Here is a 26,898-nt window from a genome sequence, read left to right as displayed (position 1 = left end):
TTCCTCCACTGTAAATAATATATTTCTTTCTTATTTCTGTTTAACGAAAGATGTTTTTGTACCAAACTGATAACGATAAATAACAACGACAACGATAATCAATATGGACATAACGACAAAAATATTACTATAGACATTGGCAGCATCATTCGTAATTAGTGGGTTGAACTTTACAGAAGTTGTGCCTTTGTCTAACATTTTACCGACTACACTCATTGCCATCGCACCCGAAATAAAATTAATCATTGAGAGTAATCCCATGCCGACACCTGTCTCCTCTTTCGTCAACGTGCGTGAGATCGTGTTCGACATCGCAATCTGCATGAATGTCTGACCTACGTTACCTAATATTAGAATTATGGCAATAATGTATGCTGATATACCAATAAGAGAAGATAGCAGTGCAAATGCAGCAAAGATTAATATAGAGGCTAAGAAAACAAGTGTATAGTTCCCACGACTATCAGCTAACTTTCCTCCCTTTCGTCCAAAAATTGCTGAAGTAATCGCCGCTGGAACGAGTACAAAACCAATATTTGCAGGGGATAAGTTATTAACTGTCGCTAGAAATTGTGGTGTAATAAATGTCAGGCTGAAGCTCATAGCAGTAGTCATAAAAGCAAGCAGCAAGCCAATTGAATATGTCTTATTGCGGAACAAACTAGGTTTAATAAAAGGTTCAGCAGCTTTTCTTATTCGAATAATGAATAGTAATAGCAATACTATTCCTCCGAAGAATAACAATAATTGCATTTGCGTAATAGCAAGCAAGAACATTGCCACCGAAGCAGCTAATAAACCGCCACCAAGAACATCAATACTTCCCGCATTACCTTTCACATTATCTAGATACTTTCTAAAGAAAGGTAGCGTCAATAGCGGAAGTAGAGATAGAACGAACATAAGTCTCCAATTTCCAAAGCTAGTCAGCAATCCAGCTACAACTGGACCTAATGCACTTCCTAGTGCAAGGCCAATCGCGGAAGTTCCTAGTGCTCTTCCTCTTTGTTCTGGAGCAAAATATCTTGTTGGAATAATCATAGCAGTAGCAGGTAGAACAGATGCTCCTGCAGCTTGAATAACTCGCCCTAAAATAATAACCCAAAATTGTGTAGCAAGCAATCCAATTAATGAACCAATTGCAAAAATAATAAGTCCATATGTTAACAAATCCTTAAGCCTATATTTGTCAGCTAATTTTCCCATTACTATAGAGCCTATCGCGTATACTACCATATAACTCGTCATTATCCAACTGACCTCAGACGGAACTAGCTGAAATTCTTTTCCTATTTCAGGGAGTGCTACGTTAAACATTGTACCATTCATAACTGAGAATATTAAAGCAACAACAAGCACTTTTAGTAGCTTATCCGCATTTTGCGATGATGAATTTACCATTGTTGTAACCCCATTTCTATCATTATCTCTTTACAATAAATTTGTAAATGCAGCTACATGAAATGCTGCTAGAACTAAAGCCAAGAGCATCAGAATAGCTGCTGGTATTATTTTATTGATAGGATCTTTAGTTCGAATATGAAACAATACAGCGCCTATCATAATACACGCAATCCAAAGTGCAGAGATGGCAAGCACTCCTTCATACCAGAAACCTATAATTAACCCTACTACTCCTAGTAGAGCAATCCACCCTGTTGCAACTCTAAACCATTGAGGCAGTCCTAAATGTGTAAATGTGTCTACTTGCATTTTGACTCCCTTTATTTTGCCTACACCTGAAAAGAAAAAAGCTAATATTAATAAAACTTGAAGTACTAATGCTACAATAGTCATTTGAAATCCTCCGTTAGTATGATGTGATCGTGAGTTGAATATACGATAATTATATTATAGAGAGGATACTCACTAAGAGCAACAACATATTTAACCATGCTCATTACTTTTAATTTTCATACATGGAAAGTATGTTAAATCTATATTGCAATATCGTATAACTATAAAGTAAAAACCCCATTCATCATCGAATGGGGTTGGGCTGCTATCTATGAACTTACATCGTTTATGACCTTAATAATTTATTAATGTTGTAAACACTTTTTGACATATTATTCACTAGTACCTTCTGCATGGTCGTTCACTTTAAAACTACGTGCCCAATACAGAACTGGAGTTGCTACAACCGATATAATAAATTTAAAGATATATGTCGTAAACACAATTTGTAGCCATTCTTGCCAAGTGTATAGTCCTGTACCAACAAAAGCAACGGTACAAAATACGATGGAGTCTACAAGTTGACTAATTCCTGTACTAACATTGGTACGTATCCAAAACTGATTTTTAGCGCCAAATTTCTTTCTTAAATAACCATATACTTTAACATCCAAAAACTGACTTGTTAGGTAGGCTAACAAGCTACCTGCTGCAAGACGCGGCATAAGACCAAATATCGTCTCTAAAGACTCCTGTGCAAAATCAGTTTCCTGCGGCGTGAATTGTAATGCCATTTGCATCATAATCGTGGTAGCAATAAGTGTGAAAAATCCAAACCATACCGCTCGTTTTGCCTCTTTAGGACCATATTTCTCATTGAGTAAATCAGTACTCATCGAGATCGTCGTATATATCGTATTTCCTAATGTCATAATGATACCAACAGTGAAAATAGACAGTTCAATTGACTTCGTCACTTGAATGTTAGCAATTACCGTCGCAAAGGCAATCCACGCATAAAGACCTGTTTTACCAAAGAAACGATAACATGCAAGAAATAACATGAAATTTACAGCAACAAATAAAATACCCCAACCCAAATTAAACACAAAAATCCCCCTTAGTTTTGTTTACGCGGGAAGTTTACGAACCGCGGGTCAATTCTATGACCAGAGATAACAATATCAAATTTCGTTACAGAAAGAAACTGTATATATATTGAAATAGTAGATGAAGGTCTTAATATTCTTTCATTTACTAACCAAAATTAATAATTCCAACTGAATACAGGAACACGATAATAATAGAAATTGGAACGACTACTCTTAACATAAGAAGCCATAACTTGAACCACCAGCCATTCAGTCCTGCCTCTACACCTGCCTGTTTCCATACGTAACCTGTAAATATCGTTACGATTAATCCACCAATAGGAGTTAACACATATGAAGCTAAAAAGTCGACTGTATCGAAAACCGACATACCAAAAGGTGTAAATTCACTTAGCACTCCACCAACTGATAACGCAGACGGTACTCCTATTAGAAAACAGAGCGTAGATATAATAATAGCTGCTTTCTTACGTGACCAGTTCCATTTATCAATCGCAAAAGCAACAGGAACCTCAAGTATAGAAACCGCAGAAGTTAACGCAGCTACTGCTAGCAATAGGAAGAATAATCCACCAAAGAAGAAGCCGAACGACATTTGTGAGAATGCTGCTGGTAGTGCCATGAAAGCAAGACCCACACCTTCTCCAGGTTCTAGTCCATAAGAGAACACTGTCGGGAATATAACAAGGCCCGCAATAAAAGCGTAAAGTACGTTACTTGAGCCGATCGCAAGTGTCGCTTTACCTAACGATTGTTCTTTCTGAACATAAGCGCCATAGGTGATCATCGCACCCATTCCTAGTGATAAGGAATAGAAGGCATGTCCCAATGCTACAAGTACCGATTCGGCATTAAGCTTTGAAAAATCAGGTTTCAAGAAAAAGCTAATCCCTTCACTTGCACCTGGTAAAGTAACCGATCTTATCATAAGAATGACTAAAATAATTAAAAATCCTGGAATCATAATTTTATTGAATTTCTCAATTCCACTTGATACACCTTTAATAATAATAAATCCTGTTATAGCCATAACAATAAACTGCCATACTACCGGCCAATATCCAGCAGCAAAGTTCACGAACTTCAGCTTGTAATCTATTGAATCTCCATATAATAGTCCTGTAAATGATTCAACGGTATAGTTTAGTGTCCAACCCGCTACTACACCATAATAGGACATAATGATGAATGCAGTAATGATCGATAGAAATCCGAATAATCCCCAATATTTTTTACCGGTTAACTTAAATAATGAAGAGGATGCATTCCCTCTTCCGCCACGTCCAATCGTCATCTCTGCAAGTAAAATTGGTAAACCTACAATAATTAAGCAGACAAGGAAAAGCAAGAAAAAGGCTGCTCCACCATACTTACCTGTTATGTATGGGAACTTCCACATCGTGCCGAGACCTATCGAACTACCAATAGCAGATAAGATGAATCCAGACGAAGTAAACCTCTCTTTTTTCTGCTTTCCAGATGTTATGTTTTCACTTGAATTGCCATTCATGATGCGACCAACTTTCCTCCTGATGTTAAACTATCTTCATGATGATAAAATTTCCCTACCTATTATAACACTTTTACATAGCTCATATGCTATGGAATTAATTAGTTGAGTTCGTTGATTGAACTGCATCATTTCTGGAAACATTAAAAAGAGGCAAATCACATCCAATCGATGGTGATTTGCCTCCAAGCATACGCTACTTAATATTTTCGGAAAGAGATTGGTTGCTTATTAAACCACTCTTTGCGGATCATTCGATGACAACTTTCAAATACGCTCTCGATTACTTGTGTTGAGAACGCCAATATTCTTATTGTAAACCCAGAAACCGCAAGCATCGATAAACCCAATCTAACTTTAGACTGTCCAATATTCAAATGCTCATATAACTGTTCAAGGAATTGTGCAGTTGCCTGCTCCCCAATTACAATCATCGAACCATAATGAGTATATCCTTCTAATAAACCAATACCCTGCATATCCTGCACTTCAGGGCACAAGCGAATATGATCAAAGACAACTAACTCATTATCTCTATAAATTTCAGTTTTGAGTTTAAGGGTATCATAACTAAATAACGAACGGTCAGGCGCCCAACCAGGTGTTAACAACTCAGTGTAGAGCAGTGTAGCTCCCGTCTCCATTCTGATTACTGTCGTTTGCTCATAATGGGCATCTTGATACGCAATAATATTATCTGGAAAATACTCAAGAATGCTTCCTTTTGCCAAATATATATCTGTCTCCTGGAAAACTGGATTCCCTTTTGATTTATATATCTTTGTGGAAGATAATGTCGTAAGCAGAAGCTCAGCATTTTCGGATAGACGAAATTGTGCTTTGTAGCGATCTCCCCCCACATATCCTCCACCTAGGCTGACCATGTAAAAACAAGGCTGACCACTATTATCAAGATAAATAGGCGGGTTCGCTTTCCAAGCACCTTGAGAATATATGTCCGATACAATCGTTTTCTCTCCCTGCGTACGGACTTCAATTGATAAGTAACCGGTCAGCTCTGACATTATTTTAATCCATCCAGCAGAGCGTTCTTTCTTATCCAATCTATAACTTCAGGCAGACCAAAATTTTCCTTTAAATTAGTAAAAATATACGGTTTATTGCCGCGGAACGTTTGCGTGTCTGCTTCCATAACATCCAAATTAGCACCAACATAAGGAGCCAAATCAATCTTATTAATAATAAATAGATCTGACTTGATCATGCCTTGTCCACCTTTACGCGGAATTTTCTCACCTTGGGCCACATCAATAATATATATGGAAAAGTCGACAAGTTCCGGGCTAAAGGTAGCCGCCAAATTATCTCCACCGCTCTCCACAAATATTAATTGTACATCTGGATGCCTTTGCTTCAATTCATCTATAGCAGCAAAATTCATAGATGCATCTTCTCGGATTGCTGTATGTGGGCAACCTCCCGTTTCTACGCCAATAATTCTATCCTCAGGCAGTACGCCATTAATCATTAGAAACTTAGCATCCTCTTTGGTGTAAATATCATTGGTAATAACCGCCATACTAATTTCATCTTGCAAATATCGAGTTAACTTTTCTACGAGCAATGTTTTACCTGCTCCAACAGGACCACCTACTCCGATTCGAACCGGTTCCATGACTGCCCCTCCTTATATAAACCTTTATATTATGACATAAATAAACGAATATTTAGTCTCTCGTGTCTCATCTGAGATAATTCTAGACCTGGTGATGTTATTCCAAAATCATTTTGGTCTAACTGCTGAATCTGCTCTACCGCATGATTGAGTGTAGACTGTAATTCCTGAATCAACCGTTGTCCGTCCGTCTGACCAAGAGGTATAGCTCGGACACCATTTTGGACCAAACTCACCGTTGAAGCATACAAGTACGAAACAACCGCTGTTGATTGAGGAATATGTAAATGATGGGCTATCATTGCGAATACAATCGACGAATGCCCCCAACATTGCTTATCTTTAATTCTTTGCTGATATTGTTGCAGTATCGGACTTGCATACAGTTCCATAGCGAGATGTAGCATCCTATCTGCAATTCGCTTATTTCCATCCCTTGTCTCTCGAGCTAGATTTTGGACACTAATCTTAGCATCCAGTGACCAGATTAATTCCATATCGTCTTTCTCAAGTGCTTCATACGTTAAGCGACTCGCAAGTCCATCTGTATATACAAGTTGTTCTCGAACGTAAATCTGCAACCATTCCAGAAATGTTTGTTTGTTCAACACTTTCTCATCTTGTACATACGTTTCAAGACCAAATGAATGACTGAATGCCCCTGTCGGTAAACTTGAATCACACCATTGAAGGAGCGATAGTAAAGAGGAATTAGTGTCTATGATCGACATGTCGGAATGCTTTCCTAACGGCCATCTTCTCACGAGAACAAGGTATTCCATCTTTTTGTAGCAGTTCCTCCACCAGATAATCGTATTGAACCAACATCTTCTCTCCCTCGAATTGAGCAGGTAAATGTCGGTTTCCTAGTGAATGAGCAACTTCACCCATTTCTTTAATCGTACGTGGATAAATAACGAGTAATTCATCAGGTAAAACATGAATAACAATTAACGAATGGTCATCCATATAGAGCACATCCCCGTGAACAAGCTCTTTGGCATGTGCAAGAGATATACCTAACTCCTTGCCATGATCAGTAACTACACGTTGTATTCTTTTAACTAAATCATCACTTTGCAAAAACACTTTTTCTATATGACGACTCTTTCTTTCTTCTTCACTTAGACTATCTATATGAGTAACTACTTTATCGATTATCATAAAACTTCACCTCAAAATAAGAAATAACGTTGTGCCATTGGTACAGCATCAACTGGTTCACACGTAATTAATTGTCCATCTACTTTAACTTCAAACGTTTGGGGATCAACTTCTATTTTCGGAGTTTCTCCATTTAATTTCAAATCTTTTTTGGTAAGATCACGAATACCGAATACAGGAAGAACTTGCTTCTGCAATCCCAGCTTTTCCTTAATTCCGGCTTCATAAGCAGCCTTAGACACAAACGTAATTGAACTAGCATACTTCGCTTTGCCTAGTGCAGCGTACATAGGACGGAATAAAACTGGTTGTGGAGTAGGAATTGCTGCATTGGCATCCCCCATAACACTGTACACGACAAAACCACTCTTCATAATGACTTCTGGCTTCACTCCAAAAAATGCTGGATGCCAGAGAACTAGATCAGCCACTTTCCCTACTTCAATAGAACCAACGTAGGAACCAATGCCATGTGCAATCGCAGGATTAATGGTATATTTGGCAACATAACGCTTAGCTCGGTTATTATCACCAATACCATTATCACCCTCCATTTTTCCCAGTTGCTTTTTCATCTTATCTGCGGTTTGCCAAGTACGTAATATAACCTCACCAATGCGTCCCATCGCTTGAGAGTCAGAACTCATCATACTAAATACACCTAAGTCGTGTAGAATATCTTCCGCAGCAATCGTTTCCTTACGGATCCGTGAATCTGCGAAAGCCACGTCCTCAGGAACCATCGGGCTAAGATGATGACAAACCATAAGCATATCTAAATGTTCTTCTACAGTATTAATCGTATACGGCTTCGTTGGATTCGTAGATGCAGGAAGAATGTTAGGTAAGGACGCCATTGTAATCATATCAGGTGCGTGTCCACCTCCAGCACCTTCCGTATGGAATGTATGAATTACTCTGCCATCAATTGCTTTAACAGTGTCTTCAACAAAACCGAATTCATTCAGCGAATCGGCATGAATAGCTACTTGAACGTCATATTCATCTGCAACGCGTAAAGACATGTCAATGACAGAAGCAGTAGCACCCCAATCCTCATGAATTTTGAATCCAATCGCACCAGCCATAACTTGCTCAACTAGCGCTCCTTCAGAAGATGTACTTCCTTTACCGAGAAGACCAATATTGATCGGTAAATCCTCCGTAGCTTCAAGCATACGATGGATACTCCACTCTCCAGGTGTACAAGTAGTTGCTTTCGAGCCTTCTGCTGGTCCTGTTCCGCCACCTATTAAAGTAGTAATGCCTGAAGTTAACGCTGTTTCTACTTGGAGTGGATTAATAAAGTGAACATGTGTATCTATTGCACCGGCAGTAACGATCATTCCCTCACCGGCGAATATTTCCGTTGTCGCCCCGATTATCATATCGACGCCATCCATAATGTATGGGTTTCCACTTTTTCCAATACAAGCAATTATACCATCGCGAATTCCGATATCCGCTTTATAGATACCGGTATAATCCAATATAACAACGTTCGTTATAACTACATCCATTACTCCATCCGCTCGTGTCGCAGAAGGGTGTTGCCCCATACCGTCACGGATAGATTTCCCGCCACCAAATTTGCATTCATCGCCATACTGCGTATAGTCTTTTTCTATTTCTATGAAAAGATCTGTATCTGCTAGTCGGATTGCATCTCCTACAGTGGGTCCGAACATATCTGCATATTCTTTTCTTGTTAATCGCAGACTCATGAGATGCCTCCTTATTTATCTAAATAGCCGTTTGTTTGATTGTTTAATCCATAAACTCGACGTTCCCCTGCTAATGCAACAAGATTTACTTGTTTCGCATCACCCGGCTCGAATCTCACAGCAGATCCCGCAGGAATATCTAAACGCATGCCGTAAGCCTCTTCGCGAATAAATTGAAGGGCGTTATTAACCTCATAGAAATGATAGTGAGATCCAACTTGAACTGGTCTGTCTCCTATATTCACGACTTCTATAACGTGAGTATTTCTGTTTTCATTACAAATAATATCATCTTCACGTAAGACGTACTCTCCAGGATGCATAATGAGTTCACCTTTCTTCTCATGTTTTGATTTTATTTAATCGGATTATGGACAGTAACTAACTTTGTCCCATCCGGAAAGGTAGCCTCTACCTGAATATCTTGAATCATTTCAGGAATGCCTTCCATCGTATCTTCTGCTGTTAGAATTTTTGTGCCGTCTCGCATTAATTCAGCTACGGTTTTGCCATCGCGAGCACCTTCTAAGATCTCATATGTAATTAAAGCTATCGCTTCTGGATAGTTTAATTTGAGACCTCTGTCTTTTCTCCGCCTTGCAAGGTCAGCTGCAACGACGATCATCAGCTTTTCTTGTTCACGTTGTGTTAGCTTCATCTTACATCTCCCCTTCAGAACATTTATACCTAAATTATCCAAATTGCCTAAAAAAATATTATAACATTTTCTCTTTTCACTATACAAACATTATCTCATCTCACTATCTAATGGTTGATATTCTGCCATAAGTTGATGAATTTTTTCTTCCATCTGTTTTTTGAGATTCTCTTCTGGCATCGGTTGTAGCCAATAAATTTCTCCACCATCATAATGACCGTTATAATTAATACCATCCTTTTCAGTAGTAAAATGCCAGTGACAGTTTACAGTGTCATCAAGCGATACTTTCACATCAAATTTCTCAAACATTCTCTTCGCCTCCATTACTTCCTATAATTTAGGCAATCCTTTTCTCATACTAATCATCAACCAAGTAACTAGAACAAATGGCATCGTTAGTGCTGGGAGACCATAAGGATGCATCCATTCATTAATGCTTGCTGTAATAGGTACTGTAATTATCGCAGCAATGATCCCTGTCAAAGCTGAGTTGCCATTTCGATCCGCATATACTACAGAAATAGCCAAAATCGCCAACACCGCATTATAACCATACATACCCATGTTTAGAGATGTAACCTCTGCCCCTAATCCATATGCTGTTAACCAAGAGATGATTATACCTACAACCGCATATACGCCCAATCGCCAGCCTGCCCAAAAAATTCCGATTAGAATAAGAACCGCTGAATAGACATTTTTCAAAAAAAAGATTTGACTAATACCATAAATAACTCCGTTATATTCGATCTCGCCCCCAATATGTAGTCTCCATGGAGTAACATCTTGTTGGACTAGATCAGCACTTAATTGAATAGCCGACATCCCGAAGGAGGCAAGCATAACCAACCATGTTAGCAAAATATATGGAAATGTCAGTATCGGGATTTTTAAGCGATTCAATACATTCATCAACGCTGCTGTAAATAGAGCAGCAACAACAGCTCCAACAATAGCGATTAACCATCTATTTTGACCACTTAAATATAAAGATAACGCCAAACCAGTTAAAACTGAATTATATCCAAAGATGCCCTCGTTGACTGTCACCTTGTTAGCCCCGCTGTATAGACAAATCCAAGTTCCAATAATGGATGAAGCTAAGGCTATAAGCGCTAAAGGAATAGATACAATCATAATGGCTATTAGAACGATCAGCCCTGTAATCGCATTATCAATCAATAACACCTGTGAGATCCCTTTAAGTGATGCGGAAAAAAAAGCTATAAGGTAATCCCTTCTCCATATATGATGCATTTTCTGTTGAATTAGGTTCACCTCTTGTCGAATAATCGCATATGCTGATTATTGTTGACAATTATTACATAATTATACTTAGTTTTTCGTTAGAAGATCCCCCTAAACCATAGAACATGGTAGAGCGATCTCATGCAACCTATTAAGTTAAAATAACCAACTTTACATGCTTCAAATCAACACTTTTAGAGATAGCATTAAGATGGAGCTTATTGATATAACTAAATACCCTATCCTCATGAGGATAGGGTTAACGATAAACAGATTCAATTGAGAGCTTTAATAGTCTCTCCTTTAATAAGAGAAACATAGATTCGTTCGGGTTCAACAGACTCACCGGACAACATTTTGAGCAATTGCTCGGAAGCGAGCGCTCCCCACTTATGCATAGAATAATTAATTGTCGCTAACCTAGGCTGAATAAACTGAGCTAGCTCAATATTATCGAATCCAATGAGATGAATGTGTTCACCAATAATAAGATCCGAATGAATACGAATATAACGATAAAGTCCTATCGCCATCTCGTCATTAAGACAGAAAACAGCAACCGGTCTAGTATACTCGTTAGCAATGCGCTTTGCCGCAGCTTCTCCTGCTGCTTTACTAAAATCACCTGATATTTCATGGAATTCCACTTGTGGAATTCGAGCAATCACTTGATGCACCGCCCGTAATCTCTGATTGGCATCATAAGAGCCTTCCGGGCCAGTTACCGTATATATTTTGTCATGTCCTTGCTCAATTAGATATTCCATCGCAAGTGTTGCTCCAGCTTTATTGTCGAGCAGCACTTGATTAATATGAGAATGATTCAATTCGCGGTCAAGTACAACAGCCTTATGACCATTATTCGTATATTGCAGCAACTCTTCCGTAGAAAAAGTCTCATCGAGAATAATCGCACCATCAATCATTCGCTCAGCAATTAATCTACGTGATTGCGACCCACTACATACGAGTAGATCATACCCTCTTAAATGAAGATAATCTTTAACTCCTTGCAATAAATCTCCATAGAAGTTGCCGCTAAAATCAGTCAAAAAAATACCAATCAAGTTCGATTTTTTAGTTTTCAATAAGCGAGCAGCCGCATGAGGCACGTAATTCAATTCCTTAGCTATAGCCAATATTCTCGCTGCAGTTTCCTTCGTTACTTTTTCACTACCATTTAGCGCATACGAAACTGTGGAGATGGAGACTCCTGCCTGTTTCGCAATATCTTTAATACTAGCCAAAATCCCCCGCTCCTCATTCGTTTCAAGTGAAACGTTTCTATCCTAACTATAACAGAAATAAAAAAGCCATTCAACCTACCAATTTAGTCATATAAACATCTAAATATTGCAATTGACAGCTTTATCTTATGCCAATTATAATGCATATTATAATCAATCGAAACGTTTCGATTGATATCAAGGAGGATATCCAGGGAGGTTTTTACACATGTCGAACGAGAATCACCAGTTTCCTGACAAAACTAACAATAGAGTAAATGTAAAAGAACTTATCGAGCAAATGACACTAGATGAAAAGATCGCACAGCTTATTCAATTGGCTGTTCCCTTCTATGAAGGTGCAGTAGGTGAAGGATTAATTACCGGTCCAATAGATTCACTTGGAATTACAGAAGAAACGGTCCACAATTCAGGATCTGTACTTGGAATGGCAGGTGCTCAGGACGTTATTAATGTGCAACGCACTCATCTAAGCCATAACCGACTTGGAATTCCGCTGCTTATGATGGCGGATATCGTACATGGGTTTAAGACGATATTCCCTGTGCCACTAGCAATTGGTTGCTCCTGGGATATGGACCTTGCAGAGAAAAGTGCTGAAATCGCAGCAAAGGAAGCTTCGGTATCTGGCGTTCATGTTACTTACGCGCCAATGGTCGATCTAGTCCGAGATCCAAGATGGGGACGCGTAGTAGAAGCAACAGGAGAAGATCCTTACTTGAACGCTCAGTTTTCTAGAGCATTCGTAAAAGGCTTCCAAAGCGATGATCTTACGAATAACTTAGATAGAGTCGCTGCCTGCGTGAAACACTTTGCAGCTTATGGTGCTGCTGAAGCTGGACGAGATTATAATACGGTTGATTTATCTGATCGACAAATGCGTGAGTTCTACTTACCCGCATACAAAGCAGCGCTTGATGAAGGCTGTGAAATGGTTATGACCTCCTTCAACACGGTAGATGGAATTCCTGCGACTGGAAATTCGAAGTTGATGCGTAAGCTACTTCGTGAGGAATGGGGCTTTGACGGCATATTAATTTCCGATTGGGGAGCTGTCAGAGAATTAATTGCCCACGGTATCGCAGCTGATGAATCAGAGGCTGCGCTTAAAGCGATTAATGCAGGTGTCGATATTGAGATGATGACCTCTTGTTACGTTAATCATTTATCAGAGCTAGTTGAACGTAATGAAGTCGATGTTGCGTTAATTGACGAAGCGGTTCTACGTATTTTGAACCTGAAAAAGAAGCTTGGATTATTCGAAAATCCGTATCGTGCTGCTGATCCAATACGTGAGCAAGAGATTGTATTTTGTGAAGATCATTTGAAGGTAGCTCGTAGTCTGGCAGTCAAATCTTGCGTTCTATTAAAAAATGAAGGAATGTTACCACTTACACGTAATCAACGCATAGCACTTATTGGACCTTTTGCCAATAGCGGTGATGTGCTAGGGCCTTGGTCTTGGACAGGTTCGAAGGATGAGGCTGTCACACTTGTTGAAGGAATGAATGCGAAGCTAAGCGGCTATGTTACCCTCTCAGTCGCTGAAGGATGTGGAATCGAGACAGCAACAGAGCAACAATGGCAGGAAGCGCTCGCTGTGGCTCTTGACGCCGATACGATTGTGTTAGCACTCGGTGAACATTCGGATATGAATGGTGAGGCTGCAAGTAGATCAAATATTCAATTACCTCATGTTCAACTAGAACTTATTCAGAAGCTGAAATCACTTGGCAAACCAATGGTTGTCGTTCTATTCAATGGTAGACCGCTTGATCTACATGGCGTTTACGAAGAAGCAGATGCTATTTTGGAAGCTTGGTATCCAGGTTCACAAGCTGGGCACGCTGTTGCTGACTTGTTGTTCGGAGACGAAAATCCGAGTGGACGATTAACAATGTCCTTCCCTTACAGCGTAGGTCAAGTACCTGTCTATTACAATGCTTACAATACTGGACGCCCTCAAGGTGCTCCAGATGCTCAAGTCCGTTATGTATCACAGTTTCTAGATATTCCGAATGAGCCATTACTTCCTTTCGGCTTCGGACTAAGTTATTCAAAATTTGAATTTAGTGAGGCGCAGCTATCTGCTACTACAATGACTGAGACAGAGCCTATTAAGCTTTCTATTACGGTAAGTAATAAAGGAAGCGTAACTGGTGTTGAAACTGTTCAGCTTTATGTGAGAGATATGTCAGGAGAAGTCGTACGTCCAGTTAAAGAATTGAAAGATTTCCGCAGAGTCGAGCTTCAGTCAGGTGAGAGCGCAGACATTGAATTTACTCTTACGGAGCAACAGCTTAGATATTATCATTCTGATCTTACTCATGAAAGCGATGCTGGTGCTTTCGTAGCGTTCATCGGTCCGAGCAGTAGTGTAAATACCGAGCTTAAGTTCAACTTAATTAAATGATATACAAAGGGGTTGTCCTACTCTGTAACAATAAATGTGTAGGACGTATACTTTGACCAGTAACAATAAGCAATTGAATACAATATTAGACATTATATTCGAGGATGAGTAACGTAAAGGGAATATCCCTTCTATATGTTGCTCATCCTCTTTTGTTTTATGAAGAGTTGCGTCAATTACTCTTCGTCTTATAAGGAACATAGTCATACATTTAAACAACGGCAAGCTAAAAACGACTTAATTAAGTAAATAAGACACAAGATACTGAATTAAGACGCATTAACCCTAACCGTGATCTTGTACACCTTCATTAAAAATACATGAAGTTCACGAAACAGGAGCTTGTGGAAAAGCTCATACAGTCGGAACAATTCATTGCAGAAAACCATAACAAATAGACTTCAAGTATCTTTGAGCAGTTTAGTTGAGGGTAAGCTCACGGGCAGGATAACGTAAAAATTAACTTGATGTAATAGATAGTTCTGACTATAATAAAGTAAATATTTGGTATGTGTGACTGGCGAAACGTGGAGTACCACGAGGAAGCACATATTTCATACGCCGTTCGCCTGGGCAAAGTATTTGATCTAAGATCAGATGCTTTTTTTTGTTTCTATCCATGAAAGGGACGGTGTTATTTGATGAAAATAGCTTATATTCTTTTTGACAAGATGACAACATTGGACTTTGTCGGCTTTTATGAAGCGGTATCTTGGCTAAAAATTCTGAATGCTAAAGAAAATGTGTCTTGGGATCTCTGTGCAAAACGCGAGGAAATTACAGACGACCGTGGTATGACAATACAGATAAAGCATATTAACCCAGATCTGTCTAAGTATGATTTGATTTTTATTCCCGGCGGCATGTCTACCAGAGAATTGAGATACGATAAAGAGTTTATATCATGGATACAAACTGCTCGAGATGTGGAATACAAAGTGTCTGTTTGTACGGGGGCTTTGCTTTTAGGTGCTGCAGGGTTCTTAACTGATAAAATAGCAACAACGAATCCAGCTGCTTATGAATTGATGATTCCTTATTGCACAGAGGTTGTTAAGGCTCGGATTGTACGCGATGGGAATATTTTTACAGGCGGGGGTGTTTCAACTTCAATTGATTTAGGGTTGTACCTTGTTGAATCACTAACGAATAAGGATGTGGTAAAGAAGGTTCAAAAGATGATGGATTACCCTTACTATCAGGCGGGGAAATTGTCTAATATTTTCATGCCGCACACGAGTGATGAATACAGTTAAACTTAAGGATTACGACTGGAAGCTGTACTTATCATTAGCATCCAGTAATTCAGGGGGGTGAAGGCTTGATTATACGTTTATTGGAAGATAATGACCGAAGTCATGTAGAAAATATTATGGCAAGTCACCCTCTTCAATTTCCAAAATTCATCATTGAAAAATACCCATTGAGGTGGTCTGATTTTCTGGAGAAACAGGATCATAAGATTTGCGGTTATTACGTGGCACATACCCATATTGTTCTCGGTCATGCTGGATATATTTTCGATGTCGAAAAAAGACTTTATGAAATAGTTGGGGTAGCAGTTCATAAGGAAAGTCAACGTAAGGGAATCGGAAAAGGACTGCTTGATACCATATGTAATCAAGTTCACTTACTTGGTGGGAACAAGGTGATTCTACAAACTCTAGGGCATGTTGGAAATGAAAACACGTTAACTTTTTACCGCAATATAGGTTATGAGCAAGTTGATTTTGAAAAGGATTTCTTTGAAACAGACTATCATAGAGTTACTTTTGTAAAAAAGTTGAGCTAACAGTTATTCTAACGGGACACGATAGTTCAATTCCATTAAGGTAGCCTTTTCTCAACTAACAGGAAGAAGAGCGTGGTGAAAGAGTCGTATTATCACTTGCTTAATCCTGCGTTTAGATACTAGCAAACATGATATTTCTGTGCAAGCATTGCAAGGCTTCATTTTCAGCACTCGGTATAATTAAATTTGAAAGGATGATCCCTATGGAGTGGCTGAAACGCATGAGTAACGCAATGGAATACATTGAATCAAATCTGTCTGAACTGATCGACTACGAACAAGTGGCTAGAATTGCTTGTTGCTCAACGTACCATTTTCAACGGATGTTTCCGTTCATCACCAATGTTCCGCTGTCGGAATATATTCGACGCAGGCGGCTAACTCTTGCTGCATTTGAACTGCAAAATAGTGGTGTGAAGGTCATCGACATGGCATTGAAGTATGGTTACGAATCGCCTGAGGCATTTTCCAGAGCGTTCAAAAAAATGCACGGTGTGATGCCAATGTCTGCGCGCGACAAAGGTGTGTCACTAAAAGCTTATCCTCGACTGTCCTTTCATATTTCAATTCGAGGAGCTGTGGAGATGAATTACAAAATCGTGGATAAACAAAGTTTTGAAATGTTCGGGGTTTCTAATCTGATCAAAGCCGATGGCGAAAATCCGTATATAGAAATACCAAAGTTATGGGAAAAATGTATTGCCGACGGAACTGTAAACCGAATCCGTGCCGCAGCTGGCTTGGGGGAAGATGGCGAGATACATTCGGTTTTATACAACAACAATGGTGAGGAATTATCCTACATGATCGGTTATTTCCTGCCACAGAGCGGCTTGCCGCAAGGATTTGAAAAGTTGCAGATCCCCCCGCAAACATATGCGGTTTTTTCGACTGGCGTAAACCCCAAAAACGATATTCATGATTTGTGGAGACGTATTTGGTCGGAATGGTTTCCAACCTGTGATTATCAATTCGCAAATGGCCCTGAGTTTGAAATGAGCTATGATAGAGGCAACGGCATGTATGAGATGGAAGTTTGGATCCCTGTCGTTAAAAAACCAGAGTCGTAGAATTTGGATGGTCCGTTGAAGAAATATCATAAGCTTGGTGTCAGGTGTGATTTCCTATATGCTATTAGTAGATTGGTATAAAAAATTGAACAAACGATTCCGAACAATCCGCTAACGGAGAACGATAGTTTAATTCAGCAATACTTTTTACCAAGTCATAATGTAATTGTAAATGAACGAAAAGATGGATAGGGGTTCAGATGTATTCTGAAATCTCTATCCATCTTTTTTTCCAATATAATGTATAACATTCTATTAAATAACTTAGAATTATTGACTATAATTGAATTCCTAGCTTCGCCGTCGAAGCTATTGCCTTCACATCCTGATCACAAGCGACTGCTTTGAACTACATCTACTCTTTCACAGCGCCAATGACTATCCCTTTGACAAAGAAACGTTGTAAAAACGGATATACGATTAGAATTGGAAGAGCGGCAATAAATATTTGAGATGCTCGCAGTGTCCGTTGTGACATATTGGCGATGACTGCTTGATCAAATCCCGTTTTGCTGCCTTGAACGATCAAAGTTTGCATAAAGCTAGCAAGTGGAAGGTTTTCTACTCCCTTCATATAGATCAAACCATCGAAATATGCATTCCAATGTCCTACCATCGTAAACAAACCGATCGTTGCAAGTGCAGGCATAGACAGAGGAAGATAGATAGATATAAAGGTTCTGAAATGCCCTGCTCCATCTATAAAGGTAGCTTCCTCTAATTCCTTCGGTATAGCACGGAAGAAATTAAGAAGTAATATTAAATTATAGACTGCCACAAGTCCTGGAAGTATTAGTGCAAGCAGATTATTAAGTAAACCAAGTTTTAGAATAAGAATATAGCCTGGAACAAGGCCCGCATTAAACAACATTGTAATTACAAAATACCAAAGGTATATGTTTCTACCACGAAATGTTCGATTGTCTTTGGATAAAGCATATGCAGCAACAGCGTTCACCGCTAAAGCTAAAGCTGTTCCAATGACTGTACGCTTAAGTGATACTCCAAGCGATGTAAGGAAATTATCATTAGAAAATGTTTGTTCGTATGCTTCAAACGTAAAATCAATCGGCCAGAATGTAACAAGCCCCGCATTGGCAGCAGAAGTATCACTGAAAGATACCATTAGTAAATGATATAACGGCAACATGCAGCCAATTGAAATAGTAATTAGAAATGTATAGTTAAACACTGTGAATATTCGATAAGGTAACGTTTTATGATACACGAGCGTTCATCCTTTCATGTAAGCTTATTTCATCCATTTCAGTTAGAAAATTCGATATCCAGCATATCTATAAGCAAGACGATATGAGATGATAATTAAGACTAAGCTAATTAACGATTTGAATAAGCTGACAGCAGTTGCAAAGCTGAATTGGCCACTTAGCAACCCTTCTCTATAGACGAATGTATCGATAATATCACCTTGTTGGTAGATCATCGGACTGTATAAGTTAAATACTTGGTCAAAGTTTGCATTCAGTACATTACCTAGTGCCAACGTCGCAACCACGATAACAATCGGAATCAATGAAGGAATCGTTATATAAAACGTTTGTTTCAGTCGACTTGCACCGTCAACTTCAGCGGCTTCATATTGAGCTGGATTGATTCCAGAAAGCGCCGCAAGGAAAATAATTGTGTTAAAACCAAATTCTTTCCATACGTCACTGAAAATAATGGTAAGCCTAAACCATGTACCATCACCTAAGAAGAATATCGGTTTTATGCCAAATACGTTCGTTAAAAACGAATTGATAATGCCCGTTTGTGCCAACAAATCGATCAATATGCCTCCAAGGGTAACCCACGAAAGAAAGTGTGGTAGGTAGACAAGTGTCTGTACTGATCTCTTGACTCCCATATTGCGGACTTCGTTAAGTAATAACGCGAAGCCAAAAGGAATGATTAAATTCAAAACAATTTTGGAACATGCGAACAGCACTGTATTCCAAGTGATCTTAATAAAGTAATCATTTTCAAACATATATCGGAAATGCTTCAAACCGACGAACGGAGAACCTGTGATTCCTAATGCTGCCTTATAGTCCTGAAAAGCCATAGCAATACCTGACATTGGTAAATAAGAAAAAACAAAAGCAACCAGTACCGCTGGTAGCACCATAAAATGCAACACCCATGGCACTCGATATCCTCTACGCTTATCAGCTATTCTGTCTACCTTCATGTGGGGATCGGTTGTAGTCATTCGGTTCATAGTTTTCTCCCTTTCTATAAAATTTAATTTGTATATATGGCGTAGCCCTGTTATATATATTATCAACAAGCAAGTTAAACAAACTATAAGACATTATTAGGATTGATAGTGTTTTGTTATGTACTTATCGGGGGGATGACCATTGAAATCAGGCAGAAGCATCAACATATTTAAGAACATCTTTGGTTCTAAAATGAGTTTATTTGCGAAGACGAACGCACTTATCATCATTTTTTTTATTCCTGTCATTATTTTGTTCACATATTCCAATGAGGTCTCTTCAAATGTCATCGTAAAGGAACTTAAAGCTTCAAATATGAAACAACTTTCCTTTCTCTCCAGTCAGATTGAATCACGAATAAGTCAAACAATGGATTTTATGACAACGTTTTCACGTGATCCTAACGTTCGTAAATTTAATGGGATAAATCTATGGGATGATCGATATGATCGAATGCAGACAAGATATGCAATACAAGAAAAGATGGTGTTGCAATCGGGAGTTATGAATATATGGCCGGTTGAGTTTACTGTCTATTCAGAATTGAACAAAGAAGGCATCTCTAATAAAAGCACGATGGTTGACTATGATGAAGATTATCTAAAAAGAAATATTACTGGTAAATGGATTTACGGAGATGGTCAAGAAGCTGAAAAAAATATTAAGAAGGCTTTTCATCTGTTTTATAGCGATTCATTCAGCGAACAGGATGCACTCGACAAGACTAATCTCGTTATCAAATCTAGCTTTTATCCTGAGAACATTCAAAATATTTTAGACACCTATAAAGAAGGTGGACAAGGAGACCCTATCTTCTATCTTAATGGAGAAGCACCAATCCTTAACCGTAGTGCTGACCCCGAGCTTATTAATAAGCTCGTCCAATTTCTAGATGAAAAAACTTTGGAGAATTCAATGCAAGAAGTGGTTGAATTAGATGAGCAACAATATTTAATTAGTGCTGTAAATTCTTCATCGTTGGGCTGGTTTTTAGTAGACATTGTACCTCTCGATCAAATATTGGGACCGATATCATTTAGCAGAAACTTGTTCTATTTTGCGATGGGGCTAATATTCATTGTAGGTATATCTTTATCCGTACTACTATATCGAAATATTCAAAGTCCGATTCGTAAACTCATACATGGACTTCAGCGTGTACAACGCGGAGATTTTTCTGTGCGGATCAGTTCTAGCGTTAACAACGAATTTGCATTCTTATTTTATCGATTTAATGATATGTCGCAACAAATTCAAGAGCTGATCGATAATGTATTGAACGAAAAGCTAAGAGCAAGAGAAGCGACTTTAAGACAACTGCAGGCACAAATTAATCCTCACTTTTTGTATAATTGCATTGGATATATGATTAATATGGCTCAATTAAAGGATGAAGAAGCCGTCGTTTCAATGGGACATAATTTAAGCGCTTACTATCGTTATATGACACGCTTGGAGCGCCCAACAGCATCTTTGAATGAAGAAGTTCAACTTATTATTAATTATTTAGATATTCAGAAGCTACGTAACGGCAGAATTCATTATCACATCGACATTCCTGAGGAGATGCTCAAGGGGCAGATTCCTCGTCTGATGCTGCAGCCGATCGTAGAGAACGCCGTTATTCACGGGGTTGGTAAAACATATTCCTCAGGAGAAATTCGGATTAAAGGTGAAATCTCAGAAGGATTTTCCAAGATCTATGTAGATGACGATGGACCTGGAATGACAGATGAGCAATTTATGAGCCTCAATCGCTCAATGAAACAACCATTACAAGATGATACCGGATATGGCTTCTGGAATACCAACCAACGGTTAATCCATCAATTTGGTGAAAACTCTCAACTCATATTCTCAAAATCAGATATTGGGGGATTTAGAACGGAAATTACTTGGGAACTTCCAGCTACCATTGATCAAGATCAACAATCCCACCAAAAAGGAGAACAATAACATGCAAATGATCATCGTTGATGACGAAGCTCACTGGGTAGACAACTTATCTTTGAATAAACCTTGGGATACACTAGGTATTGAAGTCGTGCATAAAGCTTACTCTGCACAAGAGGCACTGCGCATTATCGACACCTATCCAATTGACATAGTTATTTCAGATGTCCTTATGCCTGAGATGACAGGATTAGAGCTGATCGAGAAAATTAGATCGCTCGACAATAAGATTAAATGCATTATTTTATCGGGATATTCCGATTTTGAATATACGAAGGTAGCATTACAAAATCAGGCAGTCGATTATTTGCTCAAACCACCTACCGACATTGATTTACTTAATGCAGTTAAAACTGCAATAGATCAGCTGAATTCTGAGTGGGGCAGTGTAAACTCCTATGAACGAATGGAAAAAATTCTGAGAGAAAACCTTCCAAGGTTACAAGGTCAATTGTTACAAAGCGCTTTGCGCGGAGAGCGAATTTCTATAGAGGAATGGGAACGAAAATTAGAAAATTATAACTTACCCTTCCGCCTTGATAACAGCGTACTAATGCTTGTTCGAATGGAAGAAGAGTTTGGACAATATCGCAACAATGGGCAACATCTATTAGAGTACGCTATTTTTAATATTGCAGAAGAGATATTGGACGAATTTGCAAATGTATGGGGTATAAAAGAAGAGCATGGATATCTAGCTATATTGATTCAGTTTAAGGTTGAACATCAATACAATGAAAAAGAAATGAATATAGAAAAATTAGCAATGCAGCTTCAATCGAAAGTAAAACAGTTTCTGAAAGGCTCTTTGTCGATCGTCATGACTGATCCCTTCCATTTCCCTGACCAATTATCGGATAAGTATCGACATGCACTCGCATACTTCAGACAAATTGTCGGTGACGAAAGAGATTTTGTAATGCGAGCAAGTGACTTAGATAATCAAACATCCAGTGGTGTTCTCGACGTCATCCATGCTCCTCCCTTATTGAAAAACTTACTTGAAGCAGGGCGCTGGGAGTCGGCTGAAGAGAAGTTAACGCAAGTTTTTGCTGAGTTAGATGACAAATGGGCAGAGTCTTGGGAGCATTGTTTAGAAACTGGCTATATCATCGGGTCCTCCTTTGCTCATTATTGTCATCGTAATGGTCATACGCTTGAAGGATTATTGGGTAAAGAGTTTGAGCTTCTACAATCCGGTGAAATATTCAACTCGATTAATAAGCTTCGCAACTGGTCTTTTGAATCGCTAAGTAAGTTAAAGGCAAAAGCATCCGACGACGTTAAAGATATTCGTTCTATCTACGTCAAAAAAACGCAAAAGTTTGTTGAGATGAACTTACATCATGATGTTTCATTAAGAGCACTTGCTGATCATGTAAACCTCCATCCAACTCATCTATCTAAGTTATATAAATATGAGACTGGCGAAGGCGTAAGTGATTTCGTATCCAGACTGCGCATGGAGACTGCTTGCCACAAATTGAAATCAACCGATAAAAAAGTATACGAGATTAGTGCAGAGATTGGATACTTGGATCCTGCATACTTCATCAAAGTATTTAAGCGGCAATTTGGCAAAACGCCGCAAGAATTTAGAGAAGAACATTAACAACATGACAAAATCCTATGAAAACTGAAATAATCATATAGATGACCTCCTAGCACAATTGTTACAGTTACACTAGAAATCATCTTATTCAACAGGGGGATATTCGAAATGAAAAAACTACAGAAACTATGGTTGCCACTTATTGCACTAATGCTGATTGTATCTGCTTGTGGCAAAGCTACTGATCCAGGAAATACGACTGCACCTAGTAACAACAATTCAGGAGTAACTGATTCAGCGACAAAGTCAGAAGCTGATCTTGCTTTCGAAAAGGGTAAATACGATCCACCGATTGAAATCAGTACTATCATTATGCCAATTGAATATACCAAAGGTGAAACAAAAGATAACAACGTACATGACCGTTGGATGTTAGAAACATTAGGTATGAAACATAAAAACACATGGTATCCTGCCGGTTCAGATCAATATAAGCAGCAACTTCAACTTGCACTTACTTCCGGTGAGAAACTACCTGATTTCGTAATGGTACCTACTGATTCCGTACTAACAGATCAACTTATTGATTCAGGGCAGTTCATGCCAATCGATGAATTATTTGAGAAGTATGCGACTGAAACTTGGAAGGCTCATGCTGAGAAGAATCCTGAACTATGGTACCCGTTCACAAAAGAAGGTAAAAAATGGAATCTTCCAATTATGGAATACACGGATAACGATGATACACTTCTATGGCTTCGCGAAGATTGGATGACTAAACTAAATCTTCAAGAGCCAAAAACGATCGCTGATCTAGAGAACATTATGGATAAGTTCAAAAATGAAAATCCTGATGGATTAGCTGCAAAAGATGTATTCCCACTTGCTATCTCATTGAAAAACAATACAAACACTTGGATGGGTGGACTTGACTGGTTATTCGGTGCATACGGTTCAGTACAAGAACAATGGAATAAAGATGCCAATGGTAACCTAGAGTATGGTTCTATAAATGCAGGTGCGAAACAAGCACTAGCTAAATTGCAAGAGTGGATGGAGAAAGGTTATATTCACCCCGATGCTGCACTATGGGATGAAGGTAAATCCGCTGAGATCTGGACAAAAGGAAATGCAGGTATTTTACCAGGTGCAAACTGGGTTCCTGACTGGCCAGCTGGTGATCTATTGAATAACGTACCAGGATCAGTATTTAAAGCATATCCTGTACCTGCAGGACCAGATGGATTGATGGGTACGAAGTGGCAAAATTCAGGCGTTAATAGTAGCTTTATGATTAACAAAGATGCGAAGCACCCAGAAGCTATCATACTATACTACAACTATCTTCTTGATAACCTTGCTAATCCAGCTGTTGGTAGTGATTATGAGTATGGATTTGCTCAAGGTTATGATTGGGATATTATTGATGGCAAACCTACTAAAGATAAAGAAAAAATTACAGATTTCTTTGACAAATTCCCGTTCATTACAGGTCCTGCACGTATTCCAAACCTGTATATGTCTTCATTAGTTAAACTAGCTAACGGTGAAGCTGCTGAAACACCGTATGAAAAACAACAAGCTCAATTCCGCAAACCTGAAAACTGGTATGCTGCTAAAGTTGTAATGTCTCAAATCGACATTCGTAAACAAAACTACTTTACTGGTGCTGCAACTCCTACGATGATCGAAAAATGGAATCTGTTGCGTCAATCTGAGTTAGAAACGTTCAACAAAATCATTTATGGAAAATTACCTATTGATGCCTTCGATGAATTCGTTGCAAAATGGATGGAAAATGGCGGAGAGCAAGTAACGAAAGAAGTAAATGAGTGGTTCCAATCGGTATCAAAATTATAGATACCTACAAAAACAACCCAGTACTTATCGGTACTGGGTTGTTTAATATTTAACCTCTATAACTTCAGCAATTGTTCGAACAATTCTTTAGTTAACACTGGATCCTTTTCATTGTAGAAAATATACACATCGTCTAGTTTAACCCGGATATAAGGAGGATTGTTTTTGAATATGTATAGTCTTGTTTTCCCTATTTCTTTTAACTTGAAATGTCCACGTGCATATTGATTTGTTGACTCTCCATTTGACTTCAATCCCGAGGGAACTTCATCAACTAACGTAATTTCTTCAATATCAGCGATGTTAAAATCAAAGGAATACATAGGATAATCGATCTGGACGTTATAATCGGCTGTAACAGTTAAGACTGGCGATGTCAACTCAGATCGAATTAACATAAATGAAACACCTATAATAAGTACTGCCGTTAAACCGACAGTTCCCCACATCGTTAACTTGCCAACCACAGTCGCTGTATTGATCGTTTCTCCCATTCCTATACGCTTAGGTACAAGAATGCTTCTATCATTAGGATTGTGGTAGGTGAAACCATTTGCCCAATATTCATCATCATCCGAATAGATGACTTTTCCGTCTTGTGCTAATACTTCTTGCTCTAAAGTACCGATGTTGCGATATGTATAATAAATAAGACCGATTGGAATAACAGTGAACAATACTAGCATTGTAATCCATACACCATTCATATCTGCGTTGTCATTCAGTAACAATAAATATATAAAAATAACATGAATGTTTTCTACTATAGCCATATATATCCATAAGTAAGATATCTCCCTACGTCTTGCCTGATTAAGCGCTACATTCACTTCACTATTCTCACTATATACTTTTCCTTTACTTCCACGCATTAAGAGTGAGATGAGCAAGAAGAGACTTGTAACTATTAAGCCTACAAAGGCCATACCGATAAATTCAATATCTTCTGCGATGGCCCATAACATCGTTCCAATTGCAATTGTAAATGGAATGAAGAATAGCCACAATGATGCTGATTGCTGATTTTTCAAAAGTGCTACACGTAGATCACTTTGAATAACCCGCTTCGTACCAACAAACCATTCATTTTCACGTTTCAATGCTAATGTATCACGGAAAGCTCGACGAAACGGAATAACCAATACAATGCAGAACACCGATATCCATACAAAGAAATAAATAAATTGATACGTCATCAAATAATAGAGTAGTAGAAAAGGAACAAAAGATATAACCATCCATAAGCTAGCTTTCTTAAATTGCTTATTAAATCGAGCTTGAATTCTATGGATTTCCTCATGCTCCATCGCATGAGGTGGCAAGGTGACTGCAAATAACATACCATTTTTATATTTAACTTGTGGCTTATAGGTTACTGCTAACGCAATGTAACAAATGATCGCTGAAATTGATAGAATCACAGTTAACATAGAATTCACCTCTTTTTCATTTATGAAGGTTGATAAACCATCTTCGCGAATATACTTGAACATAAAGAATTAAAACGAGACTGGTCCATCCCATGTATTGTCGCTTGTGCAATAATTAATTGCATCTGTTCCTCCAATTGTATGGAAACATTGTCATTCCCATTGGTTGTTGGACTTACTTTTGCTCCGTGTCGCCGATCAATGACAATGTAGCCTTCTTGTTTCAATAGTGAATAGGCTTTATTAACTGTCATCGTATTAATACCCAAGTCACCAGCTAGCTGACGTACTGTTGGCAATTTTTCCTGCCCTTCAAGTTCACCAGTAGCAATTCCAATAACAATTTGATTACGTAGTTGTTCATACAGTGGTGTTTCGCTATCTAATTGCAATGAAATAACCATTATATTTCCCTTCTTTCATAAATATTAACTCTTATTAAGTATCACTTATAATAATACAAATAATACTTAAGTTCTGCAAGATCAAATATTCGCCTTCTAATCTAATTATCTTTTGCAGTATTTGACCTCTTTTTCATAACGTGTTAGAATTCGTTTAATCTATCACATTATGTTTTTCAGCAATATGATAGATTAGAACATAACTTCATATTGGAAAGCGTTG

25 protein-coding genes and 2 riboswitches are annotated in these 26,898 nt (G+C 38.5%); of the genes, 7 read left to right on the top strand and 18 right to left on the bottom strand.

What is annotated here, in order from left to right:
• Nucleotides 1–30: 30 nt before the first annotated feature.
• The 14 genes from NV377_RS20965 to NV377_RS20900 form a co-directional block, all read right to left on the bottom strand.
• A complete protein-coding gene (locus NV377_RS20965; protein WP_258202755.1) occupies nucleotides 31–1,401 on the bottom strand; it encodes an MFS transporter in 1,371 nt (456 codons plus the stop codon).
• 30 nt (nucleotides 1,402–1,431) lie between these two features.
• The gene (locus NV377_RS20960; RefSeq protein ID WP_258202754.1) at nucleotides 1,432–1,797 is read right to left on the bottom strand and encodes a DoxX family protein; all 366 of its coding nucleotides are present in this window, start codon (nucleotides 1,795–1,797) and stop codon (nucleotides 1,432–1,434) included.
• Nucleotides 1,798–2,069: 272 nt separating this feature from the next.
• Nucleotides 2,070–2,786 (bottom strand): queuosine precursor transporter, encoded by a 717-nt coding sequence (locus NV377_RS20955; protein ID WP_258202753.1) that lies wholly within the window; start codon nucleotides 2,784–2,786, stop codon nucleotides 2,070–2,072.
• 5 nt (nucleotides 2,787–2,791) lie between these two features.
• A riboswitch (PreQ1 riboswitch) is annotated at nucleotides 2,792–2,837 on the bottom strand.
• A 97-nt stretch (nucleotides 2,838–2,934) separates the two neighbouring features.
• Nucleotides 2,935–4,299, bottom strand: coding sequence for a sodium-dependent transporter (locus tag NV377_RS20950; RefSeq protein ID WP_258202752.1), 1,365 nt, complete (start codon nucleotides 4,297–4,299; stop codon nucleotides 2,935–2,937).
• 200 nt (nucleotides 4,300–4,499) lie between these two features.
• A complete protein-coding gene (locus tag NV377_RS20945) occupies nucleotides 4,500–5,363 on the bottom strand; it encodes an urease accessory protein UreD (RefSeq protein ID WP_258202751.1) in 864 nt (287 codons plus the stop codon).
• A complete protein-coding gene (gene ureG / locus NV377_RS20940; RefSeq protein ID WP_258202750.1) occupies nucleotides 5,324–5,935 on the bottom strand; it encodes an urease accessory protein UreG in 612 nt (203 codons plus the stop codon). Before ureG ends, NV377_RS20945 begins: the two co-directional genes overlap by 40 nt.
• A 29-nt stretch (nucleotides 5,936–5,964) precedes the next feature.
• A complete protein-coding gene (locus NV377_RS20935; RefSeq protein WP_258202749.1) occupies nucleotides 5,965–6,666 on the bottom strand; it encodes an urease accessory protein UreF in 702 nt (233 codons plus the stop codon).
• Nucleotides 6,647–7,099 carry an urease accessory protein UreE gene (locus NV377_RS20930; protein WP_258202748.1) on the bottom strand — a complete coding sequence of 151 codons (453 nt, stop codon included), beginning with the start codon at nucleotides 7,097–7,099 and terminating at the stop codon, nucleotides 6,647–6,649. Before NV377_RS20930 ends, NV377_RS20935 begins: the two co-directional genes overlap by 20 nt.
• A gap of 11 nt (nucleotides 7,100–7,110) precedes the next feature.
• A complete protein-coding gene (gene ureC, locus NV377_RS20925) occupies nucleotides 7,111–8,823 on the bottom strand; it encodes an urease subunit alpha (RefSeq protein WP_258202747.1) in 1,713 nt (570 codons plus the stop codon).
• An 11-nt stretch (nucleotides 8,824–8,834) separates the two neighbouring features.
• Entirely contained in the window at nucleotides 8,835–9,146 is a 312-nt protein-coding gene (locus NV377_RS20920; RefSeq protein WP_258202746.1) for an urease subunit beta, read from the bottom strand.
• Nucleotides 9,147–9,178: 32 nt separating this feature from the next.
• Nucleotides 9,179–9,481 carry an urease subunit gamma gene (locus NV377_RS20915; RefSeq protein ID WP_258202745.1) on the bottom strand — a complete coding sequence of 101 codons (303 nt, stop codon included), beginning with the start codon at nucleotides 9,479–9,481 and terminating at the stop codon, nucleotides 9,179–9,181.
• A gap of 90 nt (nucleotides 9,482–9,571) precedes the next feature.
• Nucleotides 9,572–9,793: a DUF5342 family protein gene (locus NV377_RS20910; RefSeq protein ID WP_258202744.1), complete on the bottom strand. Its 222-nt coding sequence runs from the start codon at nucleotides 9,791–9,793 to the stop codon at nucleotides 9,572–9,574.
• Nucleotides 9,794–9,814: 21 nt separating this feature from the next.
• Nucleotides 9,815–10,741: an urea transporter gene (locus NV377_RS20905; RefSeq protein WP_258202743.1), complete on the bottom strand. Its 927-nt coding sequence runs from the start codon at nucleotides 10,739–10,741 to the stop codon at nucleotides 9,815–9,817.
• Nucleotides 10,742–11,007: 266 nt separating this feature from the next.
• The gene (locus NV377_RS20900; protein ID WP_258202742.1) at nucleotides 11,008–11,979 is read right to left on the bottom strand and encodes a LacI family DNA-binding transcriptional regulator; all 972 of its coding nucleotides are present in this window, start codon (nucleotides 11,977–11,979) and stop codon (nucleotides 11,008–11,010) included.
• 208 nt (nucleotides 11,980–12,187) lie between these two features.
• On the opposite strand from NV377_RS20900, the gene bglX reads away from it, so the two are divergent.
• The 4 genes from bglX to NV377_RS20880 all read left to right on the top strand — a co-directional run bounded on the left by bglX (nucleotide 12,188) and on the right by NV377_RS20880 (nucleotide 17,254).
• A complete protein-coding gene (gene bglX / locus NV377_RS20895) occupies nucleotides 12,188–14,392 on the top strand; it encodes a beta-glucosidase BglX (RefSeq protein ID WP_373425842.1) in 2,205 nt (734 codons plus the stop codon).
• A 503-nt stretch (nucleotides 14,393–14,895) separates the two neighbouring features.
• Nucleotides 14,896–14,974: riboswitch (ZMP/ZTP riboswitch) on the top strand.
• A gap of 59 nt (nucleotides 14,975–15,033) precedes the next feature.
• Nucleotides 15,034–15,648: a DJ-1/PfpI family protein gene (locus tag NV377_RS20890; protein WP_258202956.1), complete on the top strand. Its 615-nt coding sequence runs from the start codon at nucleotides 15,034–15,036 to the stop codon at nucleotides 15,646–15,648.
• A gap of 65 nt (nucleotides 15,649–15,713) precedes the next feature.
• Nucleotides 15,714–16,184: a GNAT family N-acetyltransferase gene (locus NV377_RS20885; RefSeq protein WP_258202741.1), complete on the top strand. Its 471-nt coding sequence runs from the start codon at nucleotides 15,714–15,716 to the stop codon at nucleotides 16,182–16,184.
• Between the two features lie 203 nt (nucleotides 16,185–16,387).
• Complete coding sequence (locus NV377_RS20880) at nucleotides 16,388–17,254, top strand: AraC family transcriptional regulator (protein WP_258202740.1); 867 nt, start codon at nucleotides 16,388–16,390, stop codon at nucleotides 17,252–17,254.
• A 355-nt stretch (nucleotides 17,255–17,609) separates the two neighbouring features.
• Here the strand turns inward: NV377_RS20880 and NV377_RS20875 are convergent, their stop codons facing one another.
• Nucleotides 17,610–18,482 carry a carbohydrate ABC transporter permease gene (locus tag NV377_RS20875; RefSeq protein ID WP_258202739.1) on the bottom strand — a complete coding sequence of 291 codons (873 nt, stop codon included), beginning with the start codon at nucleotides 18,480–18,482 and terminating at the stop codon, nucleotides 17,610–17,612.
• Between the two features lie 42 nt (nucleotides 18,483–18,524).
• The gene (locus NV377_RS20870) at nucleotides 18,525–19,445 is read right to left on the bottom strand and encodes an ABC transporter permease (RefSeq protein ID WP_258202955.1); all 921 of its coding nucleotides are present in this window, start codon (nucleotides 19,443–19,445) and stop codon (nucleotides 18,525–18,527) included.
• A gap of 172 nt (nucleotides 19,446–19,617) precedes the next feature.
• Here NV377_RS20870 and NV377_RS20865 point away from each other — a divergent pair, with 172 nt between their 5' ends.
• The 3 genes from NV377_RS20865 (at nucleotide 19,618) to NV377_RS20855 (ending at nucleotide 24,841) form a co-directional block, all read left to right on the top strand.
• Entirely contained in the window at nucleotides 19,618–21,432 is a 1,815-nt protein-coding gene (locus NV377_RS20865; protein WP_258202738.1) for a sensor histidine kinase, read from the top strand.
• Between the two features lies 1 nt (nucleotide 21,433).
• Nucleotides 21,434–23,041: a response regulator transcription factor gene (locus NV377_RS20860; RefSeq protein ID WP_258202737.1), complete on the top strand. Its 1,608-nt coding sequence runs from the start codon at nucleotides 21,434–21,436 to the stop codon at nucleotides 23,039–23,041.
• 108 nt (nucleotides 23,042–23,149) lie between these two features.
• Nucleotides 23,150–24,841 carry a type 2 periplasmic-binding domain-containing protein gene (locus NV377_RS20855; protein ID WP_258202736.1) on the top strand — a complete coding sequence of 564 codons (1,692 nt, stop codon included), beginning with the start codon at nucleotides 23,150–23,152 and terminating at the stop codon, nucleotides 24,839–24,841.
• Nucleotides 24,842–24,897: 56 nt separating this feature from the next.
• Here NV377_RS20855 and NV377_RS20850 read toward each other — a convergent pair whose 3' ends face one another.
• Both NV377_RS20850 and NV377_RS20845 read right to left on the bottom strand, forming a co-directional pair.
• Nucleotides 24,898–26,271 (bottom strand): DUF5808 domain-containing protein, encoded by a 1,374-nt coding sequence (locus NV377_RS20850; RefSeq protein ID WP_258202735.1) that lies wholly within the window; start codon nucleotides 26,269–26,271, stop codon nucleotides 24,898–24,900.
• A gap of 20 nt (nucleotides 26,272–26,291) precedes the next feature.
• Nucleotides 26,292–26,675: a GntR family transcriptional regulator gene (locus tag NV377_RS20845; protein WP_258202734.1), complete on the bottom strand. Its 384-nt coding sequence runs from the start codon at nucleotides 26,673–26,675 to the stop codon at nucleotides 26,292–26,294.
• Nucleotides 26,676–26,898: the final 223 nt, after the last annotated feature.

This window comes from Paenibacillus endoradicis, from assembly GCF_024721975.1.
The sequence above is the reverse complement of the archived record's forward strand: the minus strand, read 5'-3'. Positions and strand labels throughout refer to the sequence as shown.

Coding starts and splice junctions, on each gene's coding strand:
- NV377_RS20965 (WP_258202755.1), bottom strand. CDS start 1,401: ATGGTAAATTCATCATCGCAAAATGCGGATAAGCTACTAAAAGTGCTT.
- NV377_RS20960 (WP_258202754.1), bottom strand. CDS start 1,797: ATGACTATTGTAGCATTAGTACTTCAAGTTTTATTAATATTAGCTTTT.
- NV377_RS20950 (WP_258202752.1), bottom strand. CDS start 4,299: ATGAATGGCAATTCAAGTGAAAACATAACATCTGGAAAGCAGAAAAAA.
- ureG (WP_258202750.1), bottom strand. CDS start 5,935: ATGGAACCGGTTCGAATCGGAGTAGGTGGTCCTGTTGGAGCAGGTAAA.
- NV377_RS20935 (WP_258202749.1), bottom strand. CDS start 6,666: ATGTCGATCATAGACACTAATTCCTCTTTACTATCGCTCCTTCAATGG.
- NV377_RS20930 (WP_258202748.1), bottom strand. CDS start 7,099: ATGATAATCGATAAAGTAGTTACTCATATAGATAGTCTAAGTGAAGAA.
- ureC (WP_258202747.1), bottom strand. CDS start 8,823: ATGAGTCTGCGATTAACAAGAAAAGAATATGCAGATATGTTCGGACCC.
- NV377_RS20920 (WP_258202746.1), bottom strand. CDS start 9,146: ATGCATCCTGGAGAGTACGTCTTACGTGAAGATGATATTATTTGTAAT.
- NV377_RS20915 (WP_258202745.1), bottom strand. CDS start 9,481: ATGAAGCTAACACAACGTGAACAAGAAAAGCTGATGATCGTCGTTGCA.
- NV377_RS20910 (WP_258202744.1), bottom strand. CDS start 9,793: ATGTTTGAGAAATTTGATGTGAAAGTATCGCTTGATGACACTGTAAAC.
- NV377_RS20905 (WP_258202743.1), bottom strand. CDS start 10,741: ATGCATCATATATGGAGAAGGGATTACCTTATAGCTTTTTTTTCCGCA.
- bglX (WP_373425842.1), top strand. CDS start 12,188: ATGTCGAACGAGAATCACCAGTTTCCTGACAAAACTAACAATAGAGTA.
- NV377_RS20890 (WP_258202956.1), top strand. CDS start 15,034: ATGAAAATAGCTTATATTCTTTTTGACAAGATGACAACATTGGACTTT.
- NV377_RS20880 (WP_258202740.1), top strand. CDS start 16,388: ATGGAGTGGCTGAAACGCATGAGTAACGCAATGGAATACATTGAATCA.
- NV377_RS20870 (WP_258202955.1), bottom strand. CDS start 19,445: ATGAAGGTAGACAGAATAGCTGATAAGCGTAGAGGATATCGAGTGCCA.
- NV377_RS20860 (WP_258202737.1), top strand. CDS start 21,434: ATGCAAATGATCATCGTTGATGACGAAGCTCACTGGGTAGACAACTTA.
- NV377_RS20855 (WP_258202736.1), top strand. CDS start 23,150: ATGAAAAAACTACAGAAACTATGGTTGCCACTTATTGCACTAATGCTG.
- NV377_RS20850 (WP_258202735.1), bottom strand. CDS start 26,271: ATGTTAACTGTGATTCTATCAATTTCAGCGATCATTTGTTACATTGCG.
- NV377_RS20845 (WP_258202734.1), bottom strand. CDS start 26,675: ATGGTTATTTCATTGCAATTAGATAGCGAAACACCACTGTATGAACAA.